This is a genomic window from Pseudomonas sp. NPDC087615 (assembly GCF_044743445.1).
Taxonomy (GTDB): Bacteria; Pseudomonadota; Gammaproteobacteria; order Pseudomonadales; family Pseudomonadaceae; genus Aquipseudomonas; species Aquipseudomonas baetica_A.
Map to the genome: position 1 here is coordinate 46,917 of NZ_JBIUWM010000014.1, position 13,037 is coordinate 59,953.

The 13,037-nt window shown below is 60.1% G+C and carries 13 protein-coding genes and 1 pseudogene; 8 read left to right on the plus strand and 6 right to left on the minus strand.

All coding sequences use genetic code 11. The features are described from left to right. Nucleotides 1-16: 16 nt before the first annotated feature. The 4 genes from ACIOU6_RS09430 (at nucleotide 17) to rsd (ending at nucleotide 3,806) form a co-directional block, all read left to right on the plus strand. Nucleotides 17-1,159 carry a uroporphyrinogen-III C-methyltransferase gene (locus ACIOU6_RS09430; protein ID WP_401135647.1) on the plus strand — a complete coding sequence of 381 codons (1,143 nt, stop codon included), beginning with the start codon at nucleotides 17-19 and terminating at the stop codon, nucleotides 1,157-1,159. Further along, nucleotides 1,156-2,394, plus strand: coding sequence for a heme biosynthesis protein HemY (locus ACIOU6_RS09435; RefSeq protein ID WP_221730827.1), 1,239 nt, complete (start codon nucleotides 1,156-1,158; stop codon nucleotides 2,392-2,394). Before ACIOU6_RS09430 ends, ACIOU6_RS09435 begins: the two co-directional genes overlap by 4 nt. A 218-nt stretch (nucleotides 2,395-2,612) precedes the next feature. After that, nucleotides 2,613-3,164: a disulfide bond formation protein B gene (locus ACIOU6_RS09440; protein ID WP_221730826.1), complete on the plus strand. Its 552-nt coding sequence runs from the start codon at nucleotides 2,613-2,615 to the stop codon at nucleotides 3,162-3,164. Nucleotides 3,165-3,347: 183 nt separating this feature from the next. Beyond that, nucleotides 3,348-3,806 (plus strand): sigma D regulator, encoded by a 459-nt coding sequence (rsd, locus tag ACIOU6_RS09445; protein WP_221730825.1) that lies wholly within the window; start codon nucleotides 3,348-3,350, stop codon nucleotides 3,804-3,806. Between the two features lie 56 nt (nucleotides 3,807-3,862). On the opposite strand, the gene ACIOU6_RS09450 is transcribed toward rsd, so the two are convergent. After that, complete coding sequence (locus tag ACIOU6_RS09450) at nucleotides 3,863-4,528, minus strand: FKBP-type peptidyl-prolyl cis-trans isomerase (RefSeq protein ID WP_221730824.1); 666 nt, start codon at nucleotides 4,526-4,528, stop codon at nucleotides 3,863-3,865. A gap of 198 nt (nucleotides 4,529-4,726) precedes the next feature. Here ACIOU6_RS09450 and ACIOU6_RS09455 point away from each other — a divergent pair. After that, nucleotides 4,727-5,833, plus strand: a pseudogene (locus ACIOU6_RS09455) (AlgP family protein); the annotation flags it as partial. On the opposite strand, the gene ACIOU6_RS09460 reads toward ACIOU6_RS09455, so the two are convergent. After that, on the minus strand, nucleotides 5,830-6,294 hold the full coding sequence (locus ACIOU6_RS09460; RefSeq protein ID WP_221730822.1) for a TIGR02444 family protein: 465 nt from the start codon (nucleotides 6,292-6,294) through the stop codon (nucleotides 5,830-5,832). The pseudogene ACIOU6_RS09455 and the gene ACIOU6_RS09460 sit on opposite strands and share 4 nt — an antisense overlap. Before the next feature lie 50 nt (nucleotides 6,295-6,344). On the opposite strand from ACIOU6_RS09460, the gene ACIOU6_RS09465 reads away from it, so the two are divergent. The 3 genes from ACIOU6_RS09465 (at nucleotide 6,345) to ACIOU6_RS09475 (ending at nucleotide 9,663) form a co-directional block, all read left to right on the plus strand. Next, complete coding sequence (locus tag ACIOU6_RS09465) at nucleotides 6,345-8,255, plus strand: ATP-binding cassette domain-containing protein (protein ID WP_221730821.1); 1,911 nt, start codon at nucleotides 6,345-6,347, stop codon at nucleotides 8,253-8,255. After that, on the plus strand, nucleotides 8,255-8,836 hold the full coding sequence (locus ACIOU6_RS09470) for a mechanosensitive ion channel family protein (RefSeq protein ID WP_221730820.1): 582 nt from the start codon (nucleotides 8,255-8,257) through the stop codon (nucleotides 8,834-8,836). The genes ACIOU6_RS09465 and ACIOU6_RS09470 overlap by 1 nt, the downstream gene beginning before the upstream one ends. Nucleotides 8,837-9,030: 194 nt before the next feature. Then, the gene (locus tag ACIOU6_RS09475; RefSeq protein ID WP_221730819.1) at nucleotides 9,031-9,663 is read left to right on the plus strand and encodes a LysE family transporter; all 633 of its coding nucleotides are present in this window, start codon (nucleotides 9,031-9,033) and stop codon (nucleotides 9,661-9,663) included. A gap of 63 nt (nucleotides 9,664-9,726) precedes the next feature. Here the strand turns inward: ACIOU6_RS09475 and ACIOU6_RS09480 are convergent, their stop codons facing one another. From ACIOU6_RS09480 to ACIOU6_RS09495, 4 genes are read right to left on the minus strand one after another with little or no spacing between them, the layout of a single operon-like run. Then, nucleotides 9,727-10,470: a penicillin-binding protein activator LpoB gene (locus ACIOU6_RS09480; protein ID WP_221730818.1), complete on the minus strand. Its 744-nt coding sequence runs from the start codon at nucleotides 10,468-10,470 to the stop codon at nucleotides 9,727-9,729. 3 nt (nucleotides 10,471-10,473) lie between these two features. Next, entirely contained in the window at nucleotides 10,474-11,061 is a 588-nt protein-coding gene (gene lpoB, locus ACIOU6_RS09485; protein ID WP_039757415.1) for a penicillin-binding protein activator LpoB, read from the minus strand. Between the two features lie 37 nt (nucleotides 11,062-11,098). Then, a complete protein-coding gene (locus ACIOU6_RS09490) occupies nucleotides 11,099-11,473 on the minus strand; it encodes a YcfL family protein (RefSeq protein WP_221730817.1) in 375 nt (124 codons plus the stop codon). 15 nt (nucleotides 11,474-11,488) lie between these two features. After that, nucleotides 11,489-12,883: a COG3014 family protein gene (locus ACIOU6_RS09495; protein WP_401135655.1), complete on the minus strand. Its 1,395-nt coding sequence runs from the start codon at nucleotides 12,881-12,883 to the stop codon at nucleotides 11,489-11,491. Nucleotides 12,884-13,037 lie beyond the last annotated feature (154 nt).

Here is a 13,037-nt window from a genome sequence, read left to right on the forward strand (position 1 = left end):
TGCAAAGGATGGATACGTGAGCGAAACAGCCTTGCCTAAAGATGACGTCCAGCCTGTGCTTGAAAAGCAGGTTGAAACTCCACCGCCGGCCAAAGAGCCGCGCCGAGGCAATGGACTGGCCATCGTCGCCCTGTTGCTCGGTGCTGCCGGTGTCGCGATCGGTGGTTGGGGTGTCTGGCAGGTGCGTCACCTGCAAACCAACACTGAGCAGCAGTCGGGTCAGGTCCAGGCGTTGAATGATCAGGCGCAGAGCCTGAAGCTCAGCGAGCAGCGGCTGAGCGAGCGTCTCGCGCAGTTGCCGGGCGCCGACGAACTTGCTGATCGCCAGCGTCTGGTGGCTCAGCTTCAGGGTGATCAGCAACGACTGAGTCAACGTCTGGAAACCGTCCTTGGCGCCAGTCGCAAGGATTGGCGTCTGGCCGAGGCCGAACACCTGCTGCGTCTGGCCAGCCTGCGTCTTTCGGCGTTGCAGGACATCAGCAGCGCTCAAGCCCTGGTGCAGGGCGCCGACGAAATTCTTCGCGAGCAAAACGACCCCGGCTCTTTCGCTGCTCGTGAGCAAGTGGCGAAAACCCTCGTCGCATTGCGCAGCACCGAGCAGCCGGATCGCACCGGGTTGTTCCTGCGTCTGGGTGCGCTGCGTGATCAGGTTATCGGCCTTACCGAACTGGCGCCGGAGTACAAGGATCGCGGCGAGTCGCTGCTCGGTCTGACGGCCGATGGTGACGGCGCCAGTCGCTGGGCACAGTGGTGGGATGAGGTCTCTCGCTACATTCGTATTGATTTCAACGCTGACAAGAATGTGAAGCCACTGCTGGCCGGGCAGAGTCTGAGTCAGGTGCGCCTGGCTCTGAGCCTGGCGCTGGAACAGGCGCAGTGGGCGGCGCTCAATGGTCAGGCGCCGGTGTACACCCAGGCGCTGACCGAGGCGCGGGACGTGTTGCACGGCAACTTCAACCCGGACAATCCGCAAAGCAAAGTGATGCTTGAGCAGGTTGCCGAGCTGAGCAAGGAACCGGTCACGGTCAACACCCCGGATCTGACCGGCACCCTGAGTGCGGTGCAAGCCTATCTGGAGCGGCGTAATGTCAACGCCGAGGAATCGGTGAAACCCTTCGCCAAACCTGCCGCCAACACCGCGCAGGAGGCCACACCATGAAACGTCTGTATGTGATCGTGTTTCTGGTGATCGCCGCGACGGCAGCATTGGGCTTGGCGATTGCTGAGCATTCCGGTTACGTGCTGGTGGCCTACAAGTCCTTCCGCTACGAGTCGAGTCTGTGGGCGACGTTGGCGCTGATCGCGGTGTTGTGGTTGCTGGTCTGGGGCATCAAGGCGTTGGTCGAGCTGGTCATGACGTCCAGTGGCGTGGTCAATCCATGGTCGCGGCGCAACCGCAGCCGGCGGATACAGGTGGCAATCGAGCATGGCCAACTGGATCTGGCAGAAGGTCGCTGGGCCAGCGCTCAGCGTCATTTGTATCGTGCCGCCGAAGCCGAACGCCAGCCTCTGCTCTACTATCTCGGTGCTGCCCGCGCGGCCAACGAACAAGGCAATTACGAGGATTGTGATCGTCTGCTGGAGCGCGCTCTGGAGCGTCAGCCACAAGCTGAGCTGGCGATTGCTCTGAGTCATGCACAGTTGCAGACCGACCGCGGCGATACCGATGGCGCGCTGGTGACATTGCAAGCGATGCACGAGCGTCATCCACACAATGTGCAGACGCTGCGCCAGTTGCAGCGCCTGTATCAACAGCGCGGCGAATGGTCCGCGGTGATTCGATTGCTGCCTGAACTGCGCAAGGACAAAGTCCTGCCACGCGCCGAACTGGCTGAACTGGAACGCCGTGCCTGGGGTGAGAATCTGTCGTTGGCCGCGCAGCGCGAAGAGGACGGCTCCGTTGGCCTGCAGTCCCTCAATCGCGCCTGGCAGCAACTGACTTCGGCGCAGCGCCAGGAGTCGCCGCTGGTGTTGGCTTACGCCGAGCAATTGCGTCAGCTAGGTGCTCAGGTGGAGGCAGAAGAAGTACTGCGTACGGCCCTAAAGCGCAATTACGACAGCCATCTGGCACGTCTTTATGGCCTGGTTCGCGGCAGCGATCCGGCGCGTCAACTGCAAACCGCTGAAGGCTGGCTCAAGGATCATCCGAACGATCCAGGTCTGCTCCTGACGTTGGGGCGTCTGTGTCTGCAAACCAGTCTATGGGGGAAGGCGCGGGATTATCTGGAAAGCAGCCTGCGTGTGCAGCGCAATCCGGAAGCCTGTGCGGAACTGGCGCGCTTGCTCGCGCAACTGGGCGACACTGATCGCAGCAATCAGTTGTTTCAGGAAGGACTGGGTCTACTGGACGAGCGCCTGCTGGCCGCGCCGCTTCCGGTCCCGGCGCACGTCTGAAGTCACGAGGGAGGTCGCTCCCTCGTTCCCGTTTGGCGACCGAAAATTTAACTTCAAGGCGCGTCAGGGGCAAAGTCCTACAGTGGATTGCACCTATTCCTCTCGAACCTGTCGGGTTTTCCCTACACATCTGGTGAACTGTCGGCAGGGCGTTGCCTTGAAAGGCTGACACGCTTTCCTCTACCGTAACCGTCTGTCTCTACTGTTACGGAAAAGCCATGTCGTTGGCCTGCTCACGCTCCTTGTTCTTCATGGCTTTCACTGCGGGGGCCTTTGCTCTGGGAGCTTCCTATTATCTTGAATACGCGGTCGGCCTGACGCCGTGCAGTCTATGCCTGGTGCAGCGGCTGTTCCTCACGCTGCTGTGCGCCTCTTGTGGTCTGGCGGCGGTGCACGGTCCCAAACGTGTCGGTCTGTGGCTTTACTGGCTGTTTGCGCTGGGCGCAAGTCTGGGGGGCACCACAGCGGCCTGGCGGCAGGTATTGATTCAAAGTGATCCTGTGCTGCAAATGCTCAATTGTGCCCCGCCGCCGGAAACGATGTTCAACGGTTTGCCGTGGATCTGCGCGTTGCAAAAGATGTTTAACGGCGGTGCCGATTGCGCCGAAATTTCCTGGACGCTGTTCGATCTGAGTATCCCGGAGTGGAGTTTGTTGTTCTTTGTAGCGGTGTCGATTCTTGCCGTTTATCAATTGTTGCGACTGGTCTGGAATGCTCTGCAACGACCGCCGGGCGGCGAAGCGTCGCACCGGAAGCTGATCAGGGATTAAACACTTGTATGAACTTTATCTCCTGCGTACCTTGAAGCCATAGGCGTGCGGGCATAATCTGGCCCCCACGTGTCATTGGATTTATGTTGCTCGATGACGCTCTGCCCGGCCGTCCCCCAAGTCAAAACCAAAAGCGGGACGCGGGTGTAGAGCAGCATGACCCACAAGGGAAGAGAGATCGCCATGCTCGAAAGTTGTCAGAATGCTCAGGAACGTTGGGGTGGAGTTCATCTGCTGATCGACCGCTGGTTGCAAGAGCGTGAGGAGCTGATTGGCGCCTACGACAAGCTCGGCGCTGAGCCCCAGGCGTTATCCGAGAATCGCAAGCCCTTGCAGGAATTCTGCGGCGTGCTGGTCGACTACGTATCGGCTGGACACTTCGAAATCTACGAACAGTTGACCGGTGAGGCCAAGGCATTTGGCGACACTCGCGGCCTTGAACTCGCCGAAACGATCTATCCGCGCATCGATGTCATCACTGAAAAACTCCTCGCGTTCAACGATCTTTGCGATGACGGTAAATGCGTTGCAGAGAAGTTCAAGGAACTCGGTGGACTGCTTCACGAACGCTTCGAGCTGGAAGACTGCCTGATTGAAGTGCTGCATACCGCACACAAAACAGAAGATCCGGTTCAGGCCTGATTGGCTTTTTCAATAAAAAACGGTGCGCCCAAAGCGCACCGTTTTTTTATGCCTGATCAGCTCGTCGCACCGCGCAATTCGACTTCAAACACCAGTGGTGTGAATGGCGCGATCAAGTCGCCTGCACCATCGGCGCCATACGCTTGATCCGATGGAATCACCAGTCGCCATTTGGAGCCCACCGGCATGTTTTGCAAAGCGGTGCGCCAACCGGCAATCACGCTGTCGAGGTTGAACCATTGCGGCTGAGTGTTCTGATCGAACACCGTGCCGTCTGGCAAACGACCGATATACAACACCTGCACTTTTCCATCGGGACCGGCCTTGGCGCCGGTGCCGTGCGCAAGCTCGGTGAGCAGGATGCCGTCGGCGAGTTCCTTCACACCCGGTTTGGCTTTTTCGGCGCTCAGAAAGCGCTGCTCGTTTTCCATCGCGGCGTCGCTCGTAGGCATCGCGGCGTGCTCGGCATTCTGCGATTCATGATCGGCCAGAATCTGCTCGATCCGCGCTTCACTCAGCGCCAGCGGCTTGCCTTGATAGGCCTGTTGCAAGCCGTCCACCAGCGCCTGGATCTGCAACTGCGGGACTTCCTGGCGCAAGCGTTCGCCCAGGCTGGCACCGAGGCTGTAGGCAAGATCATGAGCGTCGTTCGCGGTGGTTTTTTCGTCGGCGTGGGCCGCTGAAAAAATCATGCAGAGGGATAAAAAAAGGTAGCGCGACATAGGCACTCTCCGACCTGAGATGCGGTGGATTATGCCAGCGCGAACGTCTGCAACGGTGAACTGCTTTTGACTTAATGCAGAACATTTTCAATTCGGTGCAACGCAGCGCTTTCCTTACTGTCAAGATGACCTAGCGGCGGTAGCAGCAGAGGTCTAGTATGAGCCGCACTCACGTCAGCCAGGAGGTCACCCAGGCCGGCCACCACGCAGCCTGCACCCCCGCCGCTCCCCTTACGCCCACCACTCGCCGGCAGCTTGCTCGAGCATCTGGAAAACGCTTGCTCCCAAGCCTTGGCTGATGCTGAAAAACTGCTCGCCAAACTGGAAAAGCAACGCGGCAAGGCGCAAGAAAAACTGCACAAGTCGCGCACCAAATTGCAGGACGCCGCCGCCGCCGGTAAAGCCAAGGCACAGACCAAAGCCAAAGGCGCAGTGAAAGAGCTCGAAGAACTGCTCGATGCTCTGAAAGAACGTCAGTCCGACACTCGCAACTACATTCTGCAACTCAAGCGCGATGCTCAGGAAAGCCTGAAATTGGCCCAGGGTGTTGGCCGTGTGCAAGAAGCAGTGAGCAAGGTTCTGTCATCCCGTGACGCGAAGCCTGCTGCAGCACCTGCGAAGAAAGCAGCAGCCAAACCTGCTGCTGCCAAAGCACCGGCGAAAACGGCTGCTGCCAAACCCGCTGCAAAGCCGGTAGCTAAGCCAGTTGCAAAAGCACCTGCAAAAGCACCTGTGAAAACGGCTGCGAAGCCTGCGGCGAAAAAACCGGCTGCGGCAAGCGCTGCAAAAACGGCGGCTAAAACTACTGCTGCAAAACCGACTGCTGCAAAACCAGTTGCGGCCAAAACTGCTGCTGCAAAAGCCGCTGTAAAACCAGCCGCTGCCAAAGCTGCTCCAGCTAAATCCACAGCGGCAAAATCAACCGCTAAACCGGCTGCCAAAGCGGCGGTAAAAACCGCTGGTAAACCGGCTGCCAGGACTGCCGCTAAACCGGTAGCCGCCAAACCAGTTGCCAAAGCTGCGGCGAAACCCGCCGCCAAGCCAGCTGCAAAACCAGCAGTTAAACCCGCCGCCAAACCGGCTACTGCTGCCGTCAAGCCAGCAGCCAAATCGGCCGCCAAGCCTGCCGTGAAAAAACCAGTTGCTGCCAAACCAGCCGCTGTAAAACCGGCAACCGCTCCGGCTGCCAAGCCTGCTGCACCGGCAGCCCCGGCCTCGTCGGCCGCCAGTGCTTCGACTACCACGACTGCACCAGCGCCAGCCGCTGCGTCGAGCAGCACCAACAACCCGACCAGCGCTTCCTAAGTGCCGGCTGCCGCGACGCGCAGCCTTTGCAGCGCGTCGCGGTTCAGGTTGGCGGCTGTTGTCGCCAAGCTCTCCAGCCATGCCCCCGACCCTGGGGCGTCATGCAACGGCCAATTCTGCGCCGCCTGCTCCAACTGCCACAGCAGATGCCGTTCGGCTTCCAGCTCCAGCGACTTCATTTGATCGCGCAGCCCCTTGAGCACCGGATCTTCCTTCGCCAGGCTTTTCCATTGAGTGCGCAATGCACGCAGTGGCTGCACCACCTCCACGTCCCAAGGTTCCACCAGCATTTGCAGTTGCCGCACGCGTTGCTCACTGCAGGTCACCCCGCGTTGTTCCAGCCATAGGCCGCAAAGCAGCAAGCAGACATTGGTGCCCGCCGCTTGCATGTGCAGGCAGGCGTTTTCCACGCCCGGGCGGGCGTAGGTGGCAAGGGAAAAGCTCCACAGGTCAGAGGACATCGTGCTACTCGCGCCAGTTGTGAGCGAAGCTGGTAGACTCCGCCGCCATTATGATCCGACTTCAGAACCTGACTTTACAGCGTGGCCCGCAACGTCTGCTAGAAGACGCCGAGCTGACCCTGCACGCCGGCCACAAAGCCGGCCTCATCGGCGCCAACGGCGCCGGCAAATCCAGCCTGTTCGCCTTGCTGCGCGGCGAGTTGCACCCGGATTCGGGCGATTGCCTGCTGCCGGCCGACTGGCGGATCGCGCACATGCGTCAGGAGGTCGACACGCTTGAACGCCTGGCGGTCGACTATGTGCTCGATGGTGACCTGCGTCTACGCGAAGTGCAGCGTGACCTTACCGCAGCCGAAGCGGCCCATGATGGCGTGGCGCTGGCCCGCCTGCACGCCGAGCTCGACAGCGCTAATGGCTACACCGCCGACGCCCGAGCCCGCAAGCTGCTGGCTGGCCTGGGATTTACCAACGAACAGATGGATCGCCAGGTAGGAGATTTCTCCGGTGGCTGGCGGATGCGTCTGAATCTGGCGCAGGCTTTGATGTGTCCGTCGGATTTGCTGCTGCTCGACGAACCGACCAACCACTTGGACCTCGATGCCATCATCTGGCTCGAAGAGTGGCTGAAAAGTTACCCGGGCACCTTGCTGCTGATTTCCCACGACCGCGATTTCCTCGATGAAGTCGTCGACCATGTGGCCCACGTCGATCAGCGCAAAATCACCCTCTACCGTGGCGGCTACACCGCGTTCGAACGTGCCCGTGCCGAGCGTCTGGCCCAGCAGCAACAGGCCTACGAGAAGCAGCAGGCGCAACGTGCGCATATGGAAAGCTACATCGCCCGTTTCAAGGCTCAGGCCACCAAGGCCCGTCAGGCACAGAGCCGGATCAAGGCACTGGAGCGCATGGAAGAACTGTCGGCGGCCCACGTCGATTCGCCGTTCGACTTCGTGTTCCGCGAGTCGACCAAGATCTCCAGCACGCTGATTGATTTGTCCGATGCGAACCTGGGCTACGGCGACCGAACCGTGCTGGAGAAGGTCAAGCTGCAACTGACCCCCGGCGCGCGGATCGGTCTGCTCGGCCCTAACGGTGCGGGTAAATCGACGCTGATCAAGAACCTCGCCGGTGAGCTGCAACCGCTGGCCGGTCGCCTGACGCGTGGCGAGAACACCGTGGTCGGCTATTTCGCCCAGCATCAGCTCGACTCGCTGGATGCCAAGGCCAGCCCGTTGCTGCACTTGCAGCGTCTGGCGCCAACCGAGCGCGAGCAGACCCTGCGCGACTTCCTCGGCGGTTTCGACTTCCGCGGTGCACGGCTCGATGAGCCGGTGCTGAATTTCTCCGGTGGCGAAAAGGCCCGTCTGGCCCTGGCGTTGATCGCTTGGGAGCGGCCGAACCTGTTGCTGCTCGATGAACCGACCAACCACCTCGACCTGGAAATGCGCCTGGCGCTGACCATGGCTTTGCAGGAGTTCAGTGGCGCGGTACTGGTGGTGTCTCACGATCGGCATTTGCTCAAGAGCACCACTGATAACTTCTATCTGGTCGCCGACGGCAAGGTCGAAGAGTTCGATGGCGACCTCGAAGACTACGCCCGTTGGCTGGTGGAATACCGTCAGCGCAACGCGCCGGTCAGCAACAACCCGGTCAACCCGGACAAGACCGACAAAAAGGCCCAGCGCCAGGCCGCTGCTGCATTGCGTCAGCAACTCGCACCGCACAAGCGTGAAGCCGACAAGCTTGAAGCCGAACTGGGCAAGCTCCACGAGAAACTGGCCAAGGTCGATGCCAGCCTCGGCGACAGCGACATCTACGAACCGGCACGCAAGAACGAGTTGCGTGATCTGCTGGCCGAGCAGGCCAAACTGAAAGTGCGCGAAGCCGAACTGGAAGAGGCGTGGATGGAAGCTTTGGAGACGCTGGAAAGCATGCAGGCGGAGCTGGAGGCGCTGTCCTGATGGACGCGTTCAGGCTGTCGCTTCCGGCCATGTGGGTCGAGCCGATCTGGCTCGGCGTGCAGATTCTGCTGATCCTGCTGGTCGGCTACCTCGCCCAGCGCTTTGTCGCCAAATGCCTGACCCGTCTGGGTGAGCGCTATCCGTTTCCGCCGCAGTTGCTGATGCCGCTGCGCGGTGGCTTGCGCTGGCTGATCATGGGCAGTGCGCTGATCTTCGTGCTTGAGCGCCTTGGCGTATCGGCGACGGTGTTGTGGACGGCGTTGTCGGGATTCGTCGCGGTGGCGGCGGTGGCGTTCTTCGCAATGTGGAGTGTGCTGTCGAATCTGCTCTGCGCGATTCTGATCTTTACCGTCGGGCCGTTTCGGCTCGGTGATGTGGTCGAGTTGGTGGACACCACCGACAAGCCCGGCGTCAAAGGCCGGGTGGTGGCGATCAATCTGCTTTACACCACGCTGATCGAGGCTGAGGAATTGGGCACGGGGAGCGCGATGGTGCAGGTGCCGAACAGCTTGTTCTTCCAGCGCTCGGTGCGGCGCTGGCGCGGCAGTGATGTGTTTCCTTCCAGCGGTTTCGAGAAGTAGATTCCGTGGCGTATGTTCTGACGCCTTCGCGAGCGAGCCCGCTCCCACATTTGGAATGCATTCCCCTGTGGGAGCGGGCTTGCTCGCGAAGGGGTGCTCAGCAGCTCCGGCAACATTCAGCAAAAAATCGGTAGTCATCCATTCAAACCCGCATTAGCTTAGGCATTTGTCACGAGCATGAGTCGAGGTGTGCGATGGAGCTACAAACATGGCTGGCGTTTTTTGCTGCCTGCTGGGTGATCAGTCTGTCCCCTGGCGCCGGCGCCATTGCGTCGATGTCCAGCGGTCTGCAATACGGTTTCTGGCGCGGTTACTGGAATGCCCTTGGCCTGCAAATCGGCCTCGCAGTGCAGATTGCGATTGTCGGCGCCGGTGTCGGCGCAGTCCTCACCGCCTCGGCTACGGCGTTCCATGCGATCAAATGGTTTGGTGTGGCCTACCTGGTTTATCTGGCGATCAAGCAATGGCGCGCGCTGCCCATGGACATGAGCGATGACGCGGCGGTGCGGCCGATCGGCAAGCCGCTGGCGCTGGTGTTCCGTGGTTTTCTGGTGAACATCAGCAACCCCAAGGCACTGATTTTCATGCTGGCGGTGCTGCCGCAGTTCATCAATCCCCACGCACCGCTGCTGATCCAGTATCTGGTGATCGGCGCGACCATGATCTGCGTCGACCTGATCGTCATGGCCGGCTACACCGGTCTGGCGTCGAAAGTGCTGCGGTTGCTGCGCACGCCCAAACAGCAGAAACGCATGAACCGCACGTTTGCCGGGCTGTTCATCGGTGCGGCGGCGTTTATGGCGACGTTGCGTAAAGCAGCGGTTTAAACCCCCGCAGGCATAAAAAAGGCGACCTTTTGAGGTCGCCTTTTTCATTTGTGGCATGGGGTTTTAGCGCAAAATCACCGGCGCGGTATCACGCGGCAGATTGTTGCGCGGCTGCGGCTCGCGCGGCTGCTCGTAACCGCCACCGCCGAGCTGTTGGCTCAGTTGCCCGGCCACGTCCTCACCCAGCGCCTTCGACACCTCACGCACCACCCTTGGGCGGTTCAGCGAGATCTTGATGTCGCGGTGGTTCACCAGTTTGGTGTCCTGCGCTTCACCCATCGCCGTGAAGGCCGAAGTGATCTCAAAGGTCTTGGTGTTGATCAGGCTGAAGTCCGCCACCAAGGTCAGGCCCAGCACGGCCGAATAGCTGTCGGTGTGCGCCAGCTCGTTCATGTCCTGGGTGAAGTCGATGTCCGATACGGTACCGAACAGAACATAGTCGGCGCCCTTGAAGTTACCGGCCTTGATCCGCTTGATCACGTCGTAGATATCACCCTTGGACGACGCGGTGTACGGCGTGCCTTGCACCAACTGGAACATGCCGGTGCGCAGGATTTCACCTTTGATGTCGCCAGTGAATTTGCGCAGTTCGGTTTGTTCGATGTAGCTGGTGGTCGCTTCGAGCTCGTTGTAGTTCGAAGAACCGCTGGAGCTGTAGTAACCCTCGCGGTAATTGCTCTGCGCCGAAACGATGTGGATGTATTGCTCCACACGTTCCTGGTACGCCAGATCCGTCACCGCGACTTTCGGGGCCGCTTGCACGCTGAACGCGCAAGCCAGGGCCATCATGCCGATCCATGTGCGCATCGATTAACGCTCCGTGGTTTTGCGGATCTCTTTTTCGTCCATCCACTCGGCCAGACCGCTTTCAACGTCGATCAATTGCAGGCTGAATTTGTAGAAGACGTCCTTGTAATCGCTGCTGCGCTTGACGATCGAGCTGATCGAGCCTTCGATGCGGTACTTGGCGGCGATCATGTTACCGGTCTTGGCCACGGTGCTCTTCTTGTACAGGCCGCTCTGGTTTTGCAGCTTGAGCTGGTCAACCTGGCTCTGCATCGCATTGTTGTCGCTGGCGAAGCGCGCAACGCCAGTCTTCATCAGTTGGGTCTTGATGCTGGTGGTGATTTCGCGGGTGTCGATGTACTCGCTGGTCTTGTTCTTCACGTCGTAGACCTGAACCACCGGACGGCCCTGCAGAATGCCGGACTGGGCCAGGGAGCGGGTCATCGACTCGGCGATCATTTGCAGGTCGGTCGAACCGAATTCGTTGGTCACGGTTTCAACCGCTTTGGTGTCGCCGTAGCTGATGTTCTTGCTGCCCAGGGTCGGCGAAGTATTGGCGCAACCGGAGGCCAGCAGGGCGATGACGGCGATGCAGGAAAAGCGTGCAAACATGGGAATGCTCTCTAAAACAGGAATAGTGGGTCAGGGCTTAAGGCGTCTTGAGTTCCAGACGGAAGTCCACGGCTTTCGGGGTCGGGGCGATGCCCTGGATGAAGCTGGTCTGCGCGCCGTACATCATCTGGCTTTTCCAGACTTCTTCCTCGGCAATCGGGAAACCTTCCGGGCCGAGCCAGGCGAAGCGGTAGTAGAACGTCTTGTTGCTGTTGAGGGTGTTGCTCAACTGCACGTTGACGGTCATGAAGCCGTTTTCGCGCGCGACGCGCATGGCGCCGACGACGATGTGTTTCTGCGGGCCCATGGCCACGACCTTGCTCGCGGCGCTGCCCGGCTCCGGTGGTGGCGGGGTAGCGCAGCCGCTGGCCAACAAGGCGAGGGCGGCGACGGCGATGAGTTTGAAGTGCATGCAAAGACTCCGTTCTTAAGGTTGTTTGATGCTGGCGACGTTGGTCGCGCCGGCGCTCGGGATCACGTGGGCGGCGAGACCGCCAGCGAACACCTGATTGCCCACGGCGCGCAGGCTGATCACCTGATAACGTTGATCAACAGTGACCTTGACCACTGAACCGCCTACGGCACTCGGCAGGGTGACTTGGTGTTCACCTTTCTTCAAGCGCAGACGCACCACTTGGGTGTTGTCCGGCAAGGTGCGCCACGTACGGGTATCGGCACCTTCGAGCACCGCTGAAGAGATACCGACGGCCAGACCGGCCAGCGGATTGGTTTCGTTGATTTTCTTCTGCGCCACACCTTTGGTGATCGCACGCACGGTGGTGCGCAGGATGATCCCCGGCATGTCATCGCGCAGAGCACGGCGGGACATTGCGGTGGTGCTGTTGAGAGCCGTCAGGTTGACCTGCTGGCCGTCGACACCGATCTGTGCGAACGGCGCGGTGGAGGTGTCAGGTTTGATGATCGGGAACGACAGTGGCGTGATCACCACGTTGTTGGAGATCGGCAGAGGCAGCGGCACGCGGATGGAGTCGCGCGATGGCGCCAGACCACTTTGCACCACGATCAGGATGTCGCTGTCATCGCTCTTGGTCGGCTTGTCGAGGTTGACCAGCGCCTGCTCCAGCAGCGGCGTGTTCGGGCGCAGTTCGGCCGCTTTGCGGTAGCCCGGCGCAGCCAGGTCTTTTTCACCCAAGGCTTCGTAGACGAAACCGGCCAAGTAATGGCTGAACGCACTCTGGTAGCTGTTCTTCAGGCTGACCACTTCCGGCGCGTCGAGGCTGGCGACCGGGTAGCCTTGCAGGTCTTTGTACTGAGTCTTGATGCCTTCTTTCTCGGCCTCTTCCTCGCTCTTGAGGTATTCCTTGTCACGCAGGTCGGCGATCACCGCTTCACGTTCGTGGGTCCTCTTGATTGCAGTGCGTGCACCGTCGAAGTCATTGACCGCCAGCAGGTTCAGGGCCATCTGCGTGGTCAGCATGACTTTTTCGTAGTCGTAGCCTTCGTAGCGGCGCGCTTTGTCGTTGACGATGAAACTGCCGAACTGGGCCAGATACTTGCCCGTGTCGAGCTTGACCGAGTCTTCCCACTGACCAACCACCTGGTCGGCGCTGGTCCAGGCATTCTGGCTGCCGGACAGGTCGCCCTTGGCGCGCAGCAATTCACCTTTTTCGAAGTAATAGAGCAGGTCTTTGTCTGGGCCGGCGTTGTTCTTTTCCAGCAGGGTCAGCGCGGCATCGACGTTGCCGGAAGCTAGTTGCTGGTTGGTCTGGGCCAGTTCGGAGTCGTAGTTGCGAAACGCCGAACAGCCGGACAGCAGAGTGATAGCGCTGAGCGCGATCAGAGTAGGGGCGCGGAATGCCATGGGGGTACTTCTTCCCTGGAGTAACTACAGCCGCGGATGCTGGTCGGGCTGGTGTGACCCATCGACAGTGGCGTTGGCCTCCTGCCAATTCCTCATAACCAGAGGAGCTTTAATGCCGCATCGCGATAGCGCGGGCGCGGCATTATAGGCGTGC